This is a genomic window from Acinetobacter sp. ANC 4805, assembly GCF_022549495.1.
GTDB lineage: Bacteria > Pseudomonadota > Gammaproteobacteria > Pseudomonadales > Moraxellaceae > Acinetobacter.
The window spans coordinates 330,988-347,341 of sequence record NZ_JAKZGD010000001.1; the positions used below are offsets into that span (position 1 = coordinate 330,988).

At 39.3% G+C, this 16,354-nt stretch carries 15 protein-coding genes and 3 tRNA genes; 10 read left to right on the plus strand and 8 right to left on the minus strand.

Annotation, left to right across the window (positions count from 1 at the left end; genetic code table 11):
• Genes MMP60_RS15900 through pilB form a run of 3 tightly spaced genes read right to left on the minus strand, consistent with a single transcriptional unit; the run spans position 1 to position 3,824 of the window.
• Positions 1-861, minus strand: coding sequence for an A24 family peptidase (locus tag MMP60_RS15900; protein WP_277603645.1), 861 nt, complete (start codon positions 859-861; stop codon positions 1-3).
• Positions 861-2,087, minus strand: coding sequence for a type II secretion system F family protein (locus MMP60_RS01555; protein ID WP_241334665.1), 1,227 nt, complete (start codon positions 2,085-2,087; stop codon positions 861-863). Before MMP60_RS01555 ends, MMP60_RS15900 begins: the two co-directional genes overlap by 1 nt.
• A gap of 24 nt (positions 2,088-2,111) precedes the next feature.
• Positions 2,112-3,824, minus strand: a complete 1,713-nt coding sequence (gene pilB / locus MMP60_RS01560) for a type IV-A pilus assembly ATPase PilB (protein WP_241334666.1) — start codon at positions 3,822-3,824, stop codon at positions 2,112-2,114.
• A 363-nt stretch (positions 3,825-4,187) separates the two neighbouring features.
• Here pilB and tpiA point away from each other — a divergent pair, with 363 nt between their 5' ends.
• From tpiA to rmuC, 10 genes are all read left to right on the plus strand, one after another.
• On the plus strand, positions 4,188-4,976 hold the full coding sequence (gene tpiA / locus MMP60_RS01565) for a triose-phosphate isomerase (RefSeq protein ID WP_241334667.1): 789 nt from the start codon (positions 4,188-4,190) through the stop codon (positions 4,974-4,976).
• 16 nt (positions 4,977-4,992) lie between these two features.
• Complete coding sequence (gene secG / locus MMP60_RS01570) at positions 4,993-5,322, plus strand: preprotein translocase subunit SecG (protein WP_241334668.1); 330 nt, start codon at positions 4,993-4,995, stop codon at positions 5,320-5,322.
• Between the two features lie 57 nt (positions 5,323-5,379).
• Positions 5,380-5,464 (plus strand) — tRNA-Leu (locus tag MMP60_RS01575).
• A 44-nt stretch (positions 5,465-5,508) separates the two neighbouring features.
• Positions 5,509-5,585: transfer RNA gene (locus tag MMP60_RS01580), tRNA-Met, on the plus strand.
• An 88-nt stretch (positions 5,586-5,673) separates the two neighbouring features.
• Positions 5,674-5,750, plus strand: a tRNA-Met gene (locus MMP60_RS01585).
• 197 nt (positions 5,751-5,947) lie between these two features.
• A complete protein-coding gene (rimP, locus tag MMP60_RS01590; RefSeq protein ID WP_241334669.1) occupies positions 5,948-6,472 on the plus strand; it encodes a ribosome maturation factor RimP in 525 nt (174 codons plus the stop codon).
• 37 nt (positions 6,473-6,509) lie between these two features.
• Positions 6,510-7,994: a transcription termination factor NusA gene (gene nusA, locus MMP60_RS01595; RefSeq protein ID WP_241334670.1), complete on the plus strand. Its 1,485-nt coding sequence runs from the start codon at positions 6,510-6,512 to the stop codon at positions 7,992-7,994.
• Positions 7,995-8,004: 10 nt separating this feature from the next.
• The gene (gene infB / locus MMP60_RS01600) at positions 8,005-10,719 is read left to right on the plus strand and encodes a translation initiation factor IF-2 (protein ID WP_241334671.1); all 2,715 of its coding nucleotides are present in this window, start codon (positions 8,005-8,007) and stop codon (positions 10,717-10,719) included.
• Positions 10,719-11,120, plus strand: a complete 402-nt coding sequence (locus MMP60_RS01605; RefSeq protein WP_004659268.1) for a ribosome-binding factor A — start codon at positions 10,719-10,721, stop codon at positions 11,118-11,120. Before infB ends, MMP60_RS01605 begins: the two co-directional genes overlap by 1 nt.
• A 137-nt stretch (positions 11,121-11,257) precedes the next feature.
• Complete coding sequence (rmuC, locus tag MMP60_RS01610) at positions 11,258-12,904, plus strand: DNA recombination protein RmuC (RefSeq protein WP_241334672.1); 1,647 nt, start codon at positions 11,258-11,260, stop codon at positions 12,902-12,904.
• Between the two features lie 78 nt (positions 12,905-12,982).
• On the opposite strand, the gene MMP60_RS01615 is transcribed toward rmuC, so the two are convergent.
• The 5 genes from MMP60_RS01615 to MMP60_RS01635 are packed head-to-tail and all read right to left on the minus strand — an operon-like array spanning position 12,983 to position 16,353.
• Positions 12,983-13,363 carry a Na+/H+ antiporter subunit G gene (locus MMP60_RS01615; RefSeq protein ID WP_241334673.1) on the minus strand — a complete coding sequence of 127 codons (381 nt, stop codon included), beginning with the start codon at positions 13,361-13,363 and terminating at the stop codon, positions 12,983-12,985.
• A gap of 11 nt (positions 13,364-13,374) precedes the next feature.
• Positions 13,375-13,650 (minus strand): monovalent cation/H+ antiporter subunit F, encoded by a 276-nt coding sequence (locus MMP60_RS01620; RefSeq protein WP_241334674.1) that lies wholly within the window; start codon positions 13,648-13,650, stop codon positions 13,375-13,377.
• Positions 13,647-14,174, minus strand: a complete 528-nt coding sequence (locus tag MMP60_RS01625) for a Na+/H+ antiporter subunit E (RefSeq protein WP_241334675.1) — start codon at positions 14,172-14,174, stop codon at positions 13,647-13,649. Before MMP60_RS01625 ends, MMP60_RS01620 begins: the two co-directional genes overlap by 4 nt.
• The gene (locus MMP60_RS01630; RefSeq protein WP_241334676.1) at positions 14,174-15,985 is read right to left on the minus strand and encodes a monovalent cation/H+ antiporter subunit D; all 1,812 of its coding nucleotides are present in this window, start codon (positions 15,983-15,985) and stop codon (positions 14,174-14,176) included. Before MMP60_RS01630 ends, MMP60_RS01625 begins: the two co-directional genes overlap by 1 nt.
• Positions 15,985-16,353, minus strand: a complete 369-nt coding sequence (locus MMP60_RS01635) for a Na+/H+ antiporter subunit C (RefSeq protein WP_018677442.1) — start codon at positions 16,351-16,353, stop codon at positions 15,985-15,987. The genes MMP60_RS01630 and MMP60_RS01635 overlap by 1 nt, the downstream gene beginning before the upstream one ends.
• Between the last annotated feature and the right edge of the window lies 1 nt (position 16,354).

Sequence of the window (16,354 nt, forward strand, 5' to 3'; positions counted from 1 at the left end):
TTAACCACCTAAATATGCTTTCGTAATTTGATCACCCCATAAAAGTGCAATCCAACCTGCAATCGCAATATAGGGACCAAATGGGTAGGGTAAGCTCTCACCGTTCTTTTTTAATAGAATAAGACCGATAATTGAACCCATGATCGAAGATAATAAAATGATCAAAAGCAGCATTGATGGCCCCATCCAAGCACCTAATGCAGCTAATAATTTGAGATCTCCTGTCCCCATGCCTTCTTCTTTTCGGATTAATTGATGTAAAAAAGCAACGATCCACAGACATAAGAAGCCAAGTATATATCCCCATATTGCAGCTTTTGGGGTAGTAAAAATGAAAAAACTATTGATGGCTAGTCCTAAGCCAGCCAAGGGTAACGTGAATTGATCGGGTAATAGTCGTGTATCGAAATCAATAAAAATCAGAACGATCAGTACCCAAGTAAAAATAAGGGCACATAGCATTTGAATACTTGCACCAAAAACTACAACAACAGTCAAAGAGCATACCATCGTTAATAGTTCAATGAATGGATAGCGAATACTAATAGGATTTTGACATGAGCCACACTTACCACGAAGTACTAACCAACTGATTACAGGGATATTTTGATACCAGTGAATAGCAGATTTACATTTTGGACATGTAGATGGTGGGGTACTTAAGGTTAATTTCGTTTCGTCTATTATAGGTTGTTCTGGGTGTAACAACATTTGGCATTCATGATGCCATTCTTGCTCCATCATTTTTGGTGTTCTAAAAATGACAACATTTAAAAAACTACCGATACATAGACTAAAAAGCCCAACTGCAATATATAGGGCAGTTGGGTTTTGAATAAAATACGAAATGAATTGTTGCATTAGACCACAGAACCCATTTGGAAAATCGGAAGATACATTGCGATAACTAAACCACCTACTAATACGCCTAGAACAGCCATAATTAAAGGTTCCATCATCGAAGTTAAGCCATCGACTGCGTTATCCACCTCATTCTCAAAATGTGTTGCGACTTTATCTAACATACTATCAAGTGCACCTGATTCTTCACCAATCGCAACCATTTGAATCGCCATTGATGGGAACTTATTTGAAACACGCATCGCAAATTGTAATTGTTGTCCTGTTGCAACGTCCTCACGAATTTTCATTACAGCATTTTCATAGATAATATTATTCGTTGCACCTGCAGTTGATTCAAGTGCATCAATCAACGGGACACCAGCAGCAAAAGTTGTTGCAAGTGTGCGACTATAACGAGCAATAATGGCTTTATAAATAAGATCGCCAAAGATTGGTAATTTTAGGGCAAGGTGATCAAGACCATCTCTAAATTTTTTACTACGTTTTTTTGCCTCTAAGAAACAGGCAATAATTGAGCCTATGACAATAATTAGAATGAACCAATATTGCTGCATCCATTTTGACATATTGACGACTAATTTGGTAAAAGCTGGTAAATCAGCACCAAAAGATGAAAATACACTTTCAAATACAGGTACAACTTTAACCATGAGGATAATGGTTACAATTACAGCAACACAGATAACTGCGATAGGGTATTTCATGGCTTTTTTAATTTTTTGCTTTAATAACTCACTTTTTTCTTTATAGATTGCAACACGATCTAACATGGTTTCAAGTGCACCAGATTGTTCACCAGATTCAACTAATGAGCAAAATAGATTGTCAAAGTATAGAGGGTATTTGCGTAAAGCACCTGCGAAAGTATTACCACCCTCAACCTCACCTTTAATACCAAGTACGACTTCACGCATTGCTGGGTTTTCTAAGCCTTCAGCAACAATTTCAAAACCTTGGACTAATGGAACACCTGCTTTCATCATGGTGGCTAACTGACGGGTGAAAATGGTAATGTCTAATGTGGTGACCTTTTTCTTCATTAAACCTTCAAGAATATTTTTACGTTTTTCTCGAATGGTTTTAATGGTAATCCCTTGTTTGCGTAATGTGACTTTAGCTAAAGCCATATTACGTGCTGGTAATTCCCCTTTTATCTTCGCCCCTTTACGATCTACTCCCTCATAGGCAAAAGTAGGCATCATTTGTGCTTTTTTCGCTGCCATGATTATTAATCCTTTTTATTAGTTTTATTCACTTGTAACGCGGTTAATTTCTTGCAAAGAGGTAATTCCTTGCATCACTTTTTTGAGACCTGAGCGGCGTAGATTATTAAAACCAGCTTGTTCTGATGCTGCTGCAATTTGTAGTGCATTACCATCTTCCATGATAATTTTTGAGATAGCAGGAGTAACTTTCATGACCTCGTAAATACCTACACGCCCTTTATACCCTTCACGACATTCTGGACATCCAATAGGTTGGAATATTTGTAGATCTGGGTTGGCTAAATCTTGTTCAGTAAATCCTAGTTCAAGCAGGCTTTGCTTGGGGATATCGATAGGTACTTTACATTGTGAACATAAACGACGAGCCAAACGCTGTGCAATCACAAGATTCACTGATGTTGCAATATTAAATGAGGGAACACCCATATTGCGTAAGCGAGTTAAGGTTTCAGGAGCACTGTTTGTGTGCAGGGTTGACATCACCATGTGACCTGTTTGAGCTGCTTTAATTGCAATTTCGGCAGTTTCTAGGTCACGAATTTCCCCGACCATGATGACATCTGGATCTTGACGTAGAAATGCTTTCAATGCTGCGGAGAAGGTGAGTCCTGTTTTTGGATTCACGTTAACCTGATTGATTCCTTCTAAGTTAATTTCAACAGGATCCTCTGCTGTAGAGATATTGGTATCTTCAGTATTTAGAATATTCAAACCTGTATATAAGGATACGGTTTTACCAGAGCCTGTTGGACCAGTTATGAGTAACATTCCTTGGGGCTTTTCAAGTGCTTCCATGAATAATGCTTTTTGCTCATCTTCATAACCGAGCGCTTCAATGCCGAGCATTGCGCTAGACGGATCTAGAATACGTAGTACTAATTTTTCACCGAATAGCGTTGGTAAAGAGTTGACACGAAAGTCGATCGCTTTGGTTTTTGATAATTTGAGTTTAATACGACCATCTTGGGGCATACGTTTTTCAGAAATGTCCATTTGTGACATAACTTTCAAACGAGAAGCTAAACGAGTTGCCATTTGTAATGGAGGAGTCGCAATTTGGCGTAATACACCATCGACTCGATAGCGCACACGATACATTTTTTCATAGGGTTCAAAATGTAAATCAGACGCACCCATGCGAATGGCATCAATAAGGAGTTTGTTGATGTACTTAACAATAGGAGACTCATCACCTTGCGGCGTATCATCATCATCCTGAGCTGTGTCTTGGCTAACATCTACATCGAGGTCAAAATCTTCGCTATCACCAAAATCAAAGCTACTAGAATCACCGAAATGTTGTTCAATAAGCTTTTCGAGTTTTGTGTGTTCAACGATAATCGGTTCAATATTGAGTTTGGTATTAAATCGAATTGCATCTAGTGCATCAATATTGGTTGGATTGCTCGTCGCCACATACAGAATTTGCCCACGTTGAAGTAGTGGAGCAACACGGTGTTTTTGTATGAGTTTACTGTCGGTTAGTTCACGAGGTAATAGTCCAACATCGTAAACAGCTAGATCAAATAGTGGTTCGCCGAATTCTAATGAAATGCTTTCCGCAATTATAAGTGGTGAAAGACGATGGTGCTCGATTAGATGAGCAACAATATCTTGTTTGGTTTTTTTGGCCGCATCAATTGCATTTTGCATATTTGCTGCGGTCATATGACCATCTTCGACTAAGCGTCGAATGAACCCCGAAAATTTTGGAGACGTATGTAATCCTGACATCTGTCCGCCTTACTGACAATATGGTTATAATAGCTATTCTCAAAATTATACTTTTGTTACGTAAAAATACTACTAGAGAAAGTGTTGTTTTTTACTTGATTCATGTTGAAAAGCTTGAACTGATCGAATTTTTTACAAATTAATTTTTGATTTCGGTTGTATGGTGGAGATCAAATAAGAGAATTAAGTGGAAAACCAGCAGCTAAATAGAACGAAAAATTCTTAAATTAAGAGATTTTTAAGAGATTATTGTGAATTGTTTTTGAGTGGTTGAAATTTAAACTATAAAGAAAAACTGAATTTTATAAAAATCCGTGTAAAATATGCAGCATTTTTTATAAATTAGTAATAGGTGGGCGAAGTATGTCGAGTTCGACGATTACCCCTTGGGTTATTGGCAATTGGAAAATGAATCCAATGCATGCTAGTGCTTTCCAATTAATAGAAGAGTTTAAGCAGTTATTACAGCAAGAACAAATCCCTTCTGAGCAATGCCACATCGGTGTAGCGCCAATTGCAATTGCTCTAACCAGTATACAAGCACAATTAAAAGAGGCGACGAGAACAATTTATACAGTTGCTCAAGATGTATCTCGTGTTGCGGGTACAGGTGCATATACGGGTGAAGTGAGTGCTGAGTTATTAAAAGATAGTGAAATTGGGTTTGTTTTGATTGGACACTCTGAACGCCGTGAGCTGTTTGGTGATCATGTCGAAATTTTAAAAGCAAAGCTACAGAATGCACTAAATGCAGGTTTGACTGTTGTTTATTGTGTGGGTGAAAGTTTAGAGCAACGTGAACAAGGTGCTGCTGAGCAAGTGGTATTGCAACAGATTTGTGATATTGCATCTGTTGTTAAAGCTGAACAATGGCAGAATATTGTGATAGCGTATGAACCTATTTGGGCAATTGGTACGGGTAAAACAGCTTCACCAGCCGATGCTCAGGCTATGCATGCAAAAATACGTGAAGGTTTAAAACAAATTACAACTTTGGGTGAAAATATTGCCATTTTATATGGCGGTAGTGTGAAAGCTGAAAATGCAGTTGAGTTGGCGGCATGTCCTGATATTAATGGTGCTTTAGTTGGCGGTGCGTCATTGAATGCACAATCTTTTTACCAAATTGCAAGTGCATTTGCACAAAAGTAAATAACGAGGAATAGAGATGTATAGTTTTGTGCTCGTTGTACACATCATTTTAGCAATATTAATTATTGCATTGGTTTTAGTGCAACAAGGTAAAGGTGCAGATGCAGGGGCATCATTTGGCGGCGGTGGTGCTGCTACAGTATTTGGTGCATCTGGTGCGGGTAACTTCTTAACCCGTTTAACTGCAATTTTTACGGCATTATTTTTTGCAACTAGTTTGACTTTGGCTATTTTTGCTAAAAAACAAACCACAGATGCATATAGCTTAAAATCCGTACAAACAACAACGACCGCGCCTGTAACATCGCCTGAAACTTCACCAAATGCGCCAAAAACGACTGAATAAGTTGAATTAATCCTTTCCTTTTTCTATTTAAAGGCATAGAATGCGTCCCATAAAGCTGCGGTGGTGGTGGAATTGGTAGACACGCTACCTTGAGGTGGTAGTGCTTTAGGGCGTGGGGGTTCAAGTCCCCCCTTCCGCACCAAGCTTAATAACCAGTAAGTTTGGTGTATGCAGTGTATATGTTGTTGCGGGATGGAGCAGTCTGGTAGCTCGTCGGGCTCATAACCCGAAGGTCGTTGGTTCAAATCCAGCTCCCGCTACCATTTGATTAAGGTGCAACTTAATCAAACAGATATGAAGAAAACTTAAATTGACTTTTTTTCATATTTGTATATAATTTTTGCACGTTGTTGCGGGATGGAGCAGTCTGGTAGCTCGTCGGGCTCATAACCCGAAGGTCGTTGGTTCAAATCCAGCTCCCGCTACCAAGTTTCTAAAAGAGGCTCACAATAAGGTGGGCCTTTTTGCACAGTGGACTTCGGTTTTCTGTGTAATATAGGGGCGATTTACGCCCTTTTTTATTGGTTGTTTAGCTATCGTGTAGTGTTCGACATCAATTGGTCAAATAGTCGTGCTTCACTATACGGTTAAGATTGATTGGCTCGCATGAGAGCGACGAGAGTAAATGAAATTATCAAATAAATCTCAAGCATTGCATGATCTAATCGCGCCAGCAGTAGCTGCGTGTGGTGTAGATCTGTGGGGGATTGAGTTCCTACCACAAGGTAAACGTTCTTTATTACGCATTTATATTGATAAAGCGCTCAATGAGAATGTAGAACCTGTTCTTAATGAAGATGGTGAAGTTGAGCAAGGTCGTGGTATTGGCGTTCAAGATTGTGTTTTAGTAACGCAACAAGTCGGTGCAATGCTTGATGTTCATGATCCTATTTCTGGTGAATACGCTTTAGAAGTTTCATCACCAGGTTGGGATCGCCCATTTTTTCAATTGAATCAATTGCCTGCCTATATTGGGCAACAAGTCGCTTTACGATTAATTGCTGCCGTCGAAAATCGTCGTAAATTTCAAGCGAAATTACTTTCTGTAGACTTAGAAAACGAAATCATTCAAGTTGAAGTGGAAGGTAAACATGTACTTGAAATTGATAGTAATAATATTGATAAAGCAAATTTAATCTATCAAGACTAATATTAACTTAATTTTATAAGAAATCGGTAGGTGACTTATGGGCCGCGAAATTCTTACCGTTGCAGAAACGGTTAGTAATGAAAAAGGTGTTAGTCGTGAGGCGATCTTCCAAGCATTAGAGCAAGCACTTGTTGCAGCAACGAAGAAAAAGTTTTACGAAGGCACACATTCAGAAGAAGCTCAACTTCGTATTGAGATTGATCGTAAAACGGGTGATTACCGCACTTTCCGTCAATGGACTGTCGTGGCAGATGAAGATCATGAGATGCCAGCATGCCAAGATGCTATTTCTGATCTAGACCCATCTAAATGGTCAATTGGTGATGTGCGTGAGCTAGAAGTTGAATCAATTGAGTTTGGTCGTATTGCTGCTCAAATCGCAAAACAAGTGATCGTACAAAAGATTCGTGAGGCTGAGCGTGCACTGGTTGCCGATGCTTATGAATCTAAAGTGGGTGAATTGATTTACGGTGAAGTGAAAAAGCAAACTAAAGATGGCTTTATCATTGATCTAGGTGACAATGCTGAAGCTTATTTAGCACGTGAAGAAACAATTCATAAAGAAATTTTGCGTCCTAAGCAACGTATCAATGCGATTTTGTATAATGTGAATCGTGAAGGTCGCGGTGCACAATTATTATTGTCTCGTGCTCGTCCTGAAATGCTGATTGCGTTGATGAAAAAAGAAATTCCAGAAATTTCTGAAGAAATCATTGAAATTAAAGCAGCTGCTCGTCAACCAGGTGTTCGTGCTAAAATTGCAGTGAAAACCAATGATCACCGTATTGACCCTGTAGGTGCTTGTATTGGTATGCGTGGTACACGTATCCAAGCAGTACAGCAAGAGTTAAATGGTGAACGTATTGACGTGGTGGTGTGGTCTGATGACCCAGCGCAATATATTGCAAGCGCATTAGAGCCAGCGGATGTATCAGGTATTGTGCTAGATGAAGATGCACGTAGTGCAGATATCATCTTCGCGACTAATGACCAGTTAGCACGTGCGATTGGTTCGCAAGGGCAAAATGTTCGTTTAGCATCGGAATTGACGGGTTATAAACTCGACATGATGTTAGAAGAAGAGTATCGTGCTCGTCAGCAAAATGAAGCACAACAGTATTTAGATATGTTTGTTACACGTCTCGATATTGAAGAAGATTTAGCAATGGCATTGGTTGAAATGGGCTTTACCTCTTTAGAAGAGATTGCCTATGTTCCAGCTGAAACATTTGATGAAATTGAACTTGATGCAGATTTAGTTGAATTACTTCAAAGTCGTGCTAAAGAAGCTGCTTTAACTGATGCATTGAAACAGCAAGAAAATATTCAAGAGCCAAGTGCGGAACTTCTCGGTATGGATGGTATGACCACTGAGATTGCATATGCATTGGCGGCGCGTGGCGTGATTACGATTGATGACTTAGCAGACCAAGCAACTGATGATATTTCAGATATCGAAGGTTTGGGTCATGACAAAGCAGGTCAATTGATCATGAAAGCACGTGAATCATGGTTTAACTAGGAGATAATAGATGACGGACAAGTCGATTCAAGAGTTAGCGCTCAGCGTAGAACGTCCTGTAGAGAAACTCCTAGAGCAGGTTCGCGAAGCAGGTCTACCACAGCGTAAAGCAGATGACATTATTACCGCTGAACAACAAAATACTTTGGTCAATCATTTGAAAAAAGTACATGGTCAGGACAGTGGTAACACAGGAAAAATTGCGTTGAAACGTAAAATAACCAGTACTGCTAAAGTAACAAGTACGTCGGGTAAAGCAAAAAACATTAATGTTGAAGTTCGCAAGAAACAAGTTTTTGCTAAGCCGAACCCTGAATTACTTGCAGCTGAAGCAAAAGCACGTGTAGAAGCAGATGCAAAAGCACGTGTAGAGCAAAGTACACGTGATCAAGCAGTTCAAAATGCACGTGATGTAGCTGAGCAAAAAGCCAACGCGACTTTAGAAGCAATGCGTGCAGCGCATACTTCTGGCGGTTCAGTTCAAGCACCAGCAAAAGCAGCTGTTGTGGTGAAGAAGCGTAACAGCGATAAAATCATTAAAGCGCCTGTTGTAAGACCAACAGAAACGCCTGAACAAAAGAAAGCACGTGAAGCGCAAACTGCTCAGTTAAAAGCAACTGAAGAAGTCGTGCGTCGTAAAGCCGCAGAAGAAGCTCAACAGCGTACACTTGAGCAAATGCGTAAAATGGCATCAAAATATTCAAATGATGATGCGACGACGACAATTCGTGTCATTGATGATTCACCTTTAGCTGCTGGCCTTGTTGGTCAAGCATATGAAGATTCCTTCAATAAGGAAGACCGTGAAATCAAACGTGGTGGTGCAACTGCAAACCCACGTGCTGGTAAAAAAGGCGGTCGTGGTGGTGATGCTCAGGCAGAACAAAGCTTTAGCAAAAGTCATCATAAGCGCGGTTTAAAAACCAGCCAAGCGAATAAGCATGGTTTTGAAAAACCAGTTAAGAAACAGGTTTATGATGTAGAAATCGGTGAGAAAATCATTGTTGCCGATCTTGCACAAAAAATGGCGATCAAAGTTCGTGAAGTTATTAAAACGCTCATGAAAATGGGTGAGTTAGTGACTCAGAACCAAGCCATTGATCAAGATACCGCAGTCCTTGTGGTTGAAGAGATGGGGCATAATCCTGTTCTAGTTTCTGATACACAAGCAGAAGATAACTTATTGGTTGCAGCTGAAGAAGCGCGTGGTGAGCAAACCACTCGTCCTCCAGTAGTAACAATCATGGGTCACGTTGACCATGGTAAAACATCATTGCTTGACCGTATTCGTCGCTCTAAAGTAGCAGCAGGCGAAGCGGGTGGTATTACCCAGCATATTGGTGCATACCATGTTGAAACTGAGAAAGGCATTATTACTTTCTTAGATACTCCAGGACACGCTGCATTTACATCTATGCGTGCGCGTGGTGCGAAAGCGACGGATATCGTGGTTCTTGTTGTTGCAGCAGATGATGGTGTAATGCCACAAACTGCGGAAGCAATTGACCATGCACGTGCAGCGGGTACGCCGATTATTGTTGCTATCAACAAGATGGATAAAGAATCTGCGGATGTCGATCGTGTACTAAACGAATTAGCACATAAAGAAATCGTACCTGAAGAATGGGGTGGTGATACACCTATCGCTAAAGTTTCAGCGCATTCTGGTGCGGGTATTGATGAGTTACTTGATCTTATCTTGATCCAAGCCGAGTTGATGGAGCTTAAAGCTTCGGCAGAAGGTGCGGCGCAAGGTGTGGTGATTGAAGCACGTGTTGACAAAGGTCGTGGTGCGGTAACATCAATTCTTGTACAAAATGGTACATTGAACATTGGTGACTTGGTTCTTGCTGGTTCATCTTATGGTCGTGTACGTGCGATGGTTGATGAAAATGGCCAACGTATCACCTCAGCGGGTCCTTCAATTCCAGTTGAAATTTTAGGTTTACCTGATGCACCAATGGCGGGTGATGAAGTTCTTGTCGTGAATGATGAGAAGAAAGCACGTGAAGTTGCAGATGCTCGTTCTGATCGTGAGCGTCATAAACGTCTAGAGCGTGCAAGTGCAATGCGTCTTGAAAACATCATGGCATCTATGGGTAAAAAAGATATTCCTTATGTGAATGTCGTACTCAAAACTGATGTGCGTGGTACTTTAGAAGCATTACATGTTGCACTTGATGAGCTTTCTACTGATGAAGTGAAAGTCCGTATAATTGGTTCTGGTGTTGGTGCAATCACAGAGTCAGATGTGACTTTAGCTGAATCTTCAGAAGCAGTATTGCTAGGTTTCAACGTCCGTGCAGATAACACTGCTCGTCAAAAATCTGATCAAGATGGCATCGATATTCGTTATTACAGCGTCATCTATCATTTAATTGATGATGTAAAAGCTGCAATGAGCGGTAAGCTTGCACCTGAACATCGTGAAACGATCTTGGGTGTTGCAGAAGTACGTGAAGTATTCCACTCAAGTAAGTTTGGTGCAGCAGCTGGCTGTATGGTACTTGAAGGTACACTGCATCGTAATAAACCGATTCGCGTATTACGTGATGACGTGGTTGTATTCCAAGGTGAACTTGAATCTCTTCGTCGTTATAAAGAAGTGGTTGAAGAAGTTCGTGCTGGTATGGAATGTGGTCTTGCGGTCAAAGGCTATAAAGACATCAAAGTTAAAGACAAGATCGAAGTCTATGATGTTCAATTGATTAAACGGAGTCTTTAATGGCGGGTAGCCAACGCTTAAAGCGCATGGCGGATTCAGTACAACGTGAGTTGTCTGAGCTGATCCGTCAAGAGCTTAAAGATCCTCGCTTAGGTGGTCTAGTGACCATCTCTGCGGTGAAAGTCAGTGCAGACATGGGTTATGCTGAAGTTTATGTCACTGTGATGGGACGTGAACTTGGTGATGAGCAAAGTGAAGTCGCAAATAAAGAAACTTTAGATGTATTGAATAAAGCTTCTGGTTTCTTGCGTCATGAATTGAGCCGTCGTATCAAGACACGTATTACGCCAAGATTGCGTTTCCATTACGATAAAACCAATGCCTATGGTAACTATATGTTTGGTCTGATCGCGGAAGCTGTGAAGGATCTGCCTGAACAAGGGCAAGACGATAAAGAATAAGTTCTAAAAGAAAGCCACCTTCGGGTGGCTTTTTATTTATTGAGAGAATAATAAATAAGAATTATGATTCATATTGATATTCTTAAAATATGTAAATAACAGAAACATGAGTTTTAGAATTATATGAAAGGTGTATTATGGAAATTATTATATTAATTACTGCTGGTCTAGTTTGCTTAGCTTTAGGATTTTTTATTACTAAAGTTATTTTGGGTAAAGATCTAACAACATTACAACTGAAAGTAGAAAATTATGAAAAAATTATTGATGAGAAATCTAGTGAGATAGTTTTATTAAAGAAAAATTTTGAGATAATCCAAGATCAATATCACCAAAATGAGATTTTTCTCCAGAAAGTAACAACAGAGCTAGAAGAAAGAAATAAAGCTTTGATAGTAACAACTAATGACTTTCAGCGTATTCAAAATGAAAAAATAGAAATAGAAATTTTAAAAAATAAGAAAGAGCAAGAGTTCAGTGGTCTAAATGCTAAGTTCGATGAAATGGTAAGATCTCATTACGAACAACTAGAAATTTTAAAAGCAACCCATAATGAAAGGTATGAAGATTTATTAAGCCAAAACAATGATTTGAAATCATTGTCTACAATTCATAAAGATACTTTAGAACGTAAAAATCAACAGTATTTGGAGTTGTCAAATGAGTTGATTGAACTTAAGACTTCATTAGAAGAAAGAGAAAAGAATTTTTCAGAACAGACCTCTAATTTTGAAAAACAGAAACTAGAGTTAACAAATCAGTTCAAAGCTCTAGCGAATGATATTCTTGATGCAAAAACAATTTCATTGCAAGAAACGAGTAAGATAGGTATTTCTGCAGTAATTAACCCATTTCAACAATCTATCGATAGTTTCAAAAAAGAAGTGCAAGAAATTCATAATAGAGAAACTATGCAACAAGGAGAACTGCGCCAAGAGCTTTCCCAGTTAAAGGAGCTTAATCAAAAAATTACATTAGAAGCACATCAATTGGCAACAGCCTTAAAAGGTCAGAAAAAAACACAAGGTAATTGGGGGGAGTTAATATTAGAAAATGTTTTGGAACGATCAGGGCTTCAATTGGGGAAAGATTTTCAAAGGGAAGTTTCTGTAACTATGGAAGAAGGGCGATTGAGACCTGATGCGATTGTGTATTTACCACAAAATAAGCATTTAATTATTGACTCTAAAGTATCGTTAAATTCTTATACTCAATATATTAATTCTGATAATGAGCAAGATCGAAGAATTGCTTTAATGGAACATGTGAAAGCTATTTCAGATAGGATTAATGAATTATCAGCTAAAGAATATTATAAAATAAAAGGTATTAATTCTCCTGAAATAGTATTTATGTTTATTCCTATAGAGTCTGCTTTTGTTGAAGCTTTAAAAGCAGATGAAAGTATTTTTCAGAAGGCTCTTGAAAAAAATATTCTTGTTGCAACACCGACAACATTATTAACTAGCTTGAATATTGTTCGCCAATTGTGGAGGTTTGAAGAACAAAATAAGCATACTGCTGCCTTAGCAAGTAAAGCTGATGCGGTTTTCCAAAAGCTAAGAGTTTTTCTTGATAGTTTTAAGGATATTAAGAAATATTTAGATAAAGCTGCTGAAACTTATCAAAAATCAGAGAATCAATTGATTAGTGGGAAAGGAAACTTGTTAAAGCAAGTAAATGAATTTAAAGCTTTAGCACCTGCCATTCAAGGTAACCTTCCTCAAGATTTAATTGAGAAAGCAGATTTAGAAATTGAATATACTCAACTTACAGAATCATAAGACTAGGTGTATTTATCATATAATTTTTATTCTTGATTTACTTTATTAGAATAATAATTAATTGCTAAGAAAGACCAACTATAGTTGATCTTTCTTTTCTGCATTACGACGATAACGTTGCCAAGGCAATGGTCGATTCAAAGCTTCTGGCACATCACCACTGGTTGAACGTAGACGTAAATGAATCGCAGCCTGTGCCATCAAATTTGCGGATACAGGTGCGGTAATAAAGGCAAATAAAGTAATCAACAATTCGGCAAAGCCAAAACGACCTTGTGTTGCTCCAAATAGCATAGCCGCAATTAAAAAGCTCCCTAAACCTAACGTACTTGATTTAGTCGGTGCATGCAGACGCATGAATAAATCGGGTAAGCGAATCATCCCAATTGAACCTACGAGCATAAAGAATGCACCAAAGATCAAAAAGAACGAAATGATAATCTCAAAAATTATTTGCATAACCGATCTCCTTAATCAATCACATGTCCAGTGGTAAAATAGCGAGCTAGTGCAACAGTTGAAACGAAACCGAGCATAGCCACCAATAAAGCACCTTCAAATACATTGGTACTTGCCCAATAGATACCTAGTACCACAATCAGACACGTTGCATTGAGAAAAAGAGTATCGAGTGCAAGCAAGCGATCAACAACAGATGGCCCAATAATCATACGAATTAGACAAAGAAACATTGAAATCGTGATCGCAATTAAACTGATACCAAGTGCATAAGGTAAAATGGTCATTGAGTTGCTCCTTCTGTGATCTTTACATCAAAGATTTCGAGCAAAGGCATTTCATAGCGTTGCTTAATATCTTGAATATCTAGATCGGCATGATCAGTACTCAGCGCATGAACTAAAATATCACCACGTTCTTGATCAATCCCCGCAGATACCGTACCTGGCGTGGTGGTAATAATCATTGCTAATAGAGTGTTGACTTGCTCATGCTCAGTTTCTAGAGGGACGCGATACCATTTAGGGTGTAACTGATCCATTGGCCCAAGTACCATTTTCGCCACACGAAAGTTAGAAATCACAATATCCCATAACACCACAAAAAATAATTTGATTGCAGGTAACCAGTGAATACGTGGTGTACGTGCAATGAATGGGCTAACCAAACGTGCAATCAGAATGCCCAATAAGAATGCGGTAAAGATGTCAGCAATATCTAAACTATGTGACAGCATTAACCACGTCACAAAAATTAAAAATGATACAAAGGGATGAGGAAACCAACGATCAAGCAAAGTACGTTCTTGCATTAGTGTTCCTCCATTGGTTTTAATTGTGTTGCATTGGGAATCGTGGGGCTAGCCAAAGTTTGCTCGGCTATTTGGCGTTGTTTATATTCAGAAATATGCTCGCCTTGTAACGTTGGTTTCGAGATCACATCTGGAATTAATAGGGCATTATGATCTTCGACTTCACCACCATACTTTGTTTCAGGTAAATAACCTGCATCAAATGGCTGCACACTAATCGCACGACCTTGCATATCATGTTTTAAAATACTTTGTTGATAAAGTACATGATTTTGGATTTGTTGTGCGGTTAAAACGGTATAGGTTTGGATAGGGGCAGCAAATACGACATAAGCGATTAATCCTGCCAAAAGCATATAGATTGCTTTGTCATTACGATTTGGCGCAACCGCAGGTAAAGCTTGGTAGGCAGCATAAGCAGCTTCTTTTGGATTTACTTCAGGCAGGCTTGCACGCCAGAATAGGATAAAACCAACACGGGTAAGTGCAATAATGCTGAGTAGACTCACAACAAGAATAACGGCAATAATCCACCCTTGATAAGGCGTTTCTGCGGTCGCTTGTAAGATAAACACTTTACCTAAGAAACCGCTGAAAGGTGGTAACCCTGCCATCATTAATGCGATGGTAAAATAAGTAAATGCTGCTGCTTTCTCCTGTTTGATTTTAGGTGCAACTTTTAAGTGGTCTTTGAAAGAACCACGTTGTGAGGTCATCCAACCACAGAATAAATAGAATGCAGCGGCAACCAGCGTACTATGTACTAAATAATACAATGCTGCTGACCATGCTTGGGTGTTGAACATCGCAATTGCGATCAGCAATGTACCAATCGATGACAGCACCATAAAGCCAACAAAACGGCGTAAGCGTTCAGCAGCAATTGCACCAATCACGCCATAAAATGAAGTAATTAAACCAATAATCAGTAAGGTATTTTTTAAAATACTTTGTGCGAGCGCATCATCAAAGACCGTGCCATTGACCCGTAAAATGGCGTAGATTCCCATTTTGGTCATAATAGTAAAAATAGCTGCAACAGGGGTGCTTGCAACGGCATAAGTTTTGGGTAGCCAAAAGCCAACAGGTAACATCGCTGCTTTGATGCCAAATACCACAAAAAGTAATAATCCACCTGCAATTGCAAGTTTATGTTGATCGCTGTCTAAGGTTGGGATAAGGCGAGCTACATCAGCCATATTTAAACTACCGACGCTACCATAAATCATGCCCAAACCAATGAGGAACAGAGCTGATGCCACTAAGTTAATGGTGACGTAATGTACACCAAGTTGGAAGCGGGGGCGACCTTGACCATGTAATAGCAGTACATAAGATGCCATTAACAATATTTCGAAGAACACGAATAAGTTAAATAAATCGCCTGTGAGAAATGCACCTGTTAATCCCATCAGCAGAAAATGGAACATGGTATGGAAGTAGCGTCCGCGTGTATCCCAGTTATCACTGGCATACCAAATGACAGGTACGGCAAGTGCATACGTTAGCACCAACATGAATGCAGATAAACGATCGAGGACTAAGACAATTCCAAAAGGCGCAGACCATTCACCGAGTTGGTAAACGGTGACTTGACCTGTATTGGCGATCATCAAATAACTGACGGCTGTGATTAAGCCTAGAATTGCAGAACCTAGACTAATGCCACGTCGCCACGGTTGTCGCCAATCTTGTTTTAAAGAACCAGAACCTGGATTCCCCAACAAAACCAATAAAAAACTGGTAAATGCTGGAATGAGAATACTTAAAATAGGAGTATGAGCATGCCAAAAATTATTGAAATCAAACATTATGGCTCATCCTCGCGTGGGTCATAAGTCAAGGTCGGTTCTTCTTTTGAGTCAACATGATCTGTCCCAGACTCGTAACGACTACGCAGTGCAAGCTGTACGATAAAAGCCGTAGTTGCAAAACCGATAACAATCGCAGTCAGTACCAATGCCTGTGGTAATGGGTCAGTTACTTTGGTTGTTTCGGTAATGATTGCAGGTGCATTAATTTGAGTACGCCCCATTGCAAACAAAAATAAGTTTACGGCATAGCCAATCATGGCTAAACCAAGCACAACAGGAAATGTTCTAGCGCGTAGAATTAAATAGATGCCTGTTGCACTCAGTAGACCAATTCCTGAAGCGAGTAGAAATTCAATACTAACCATT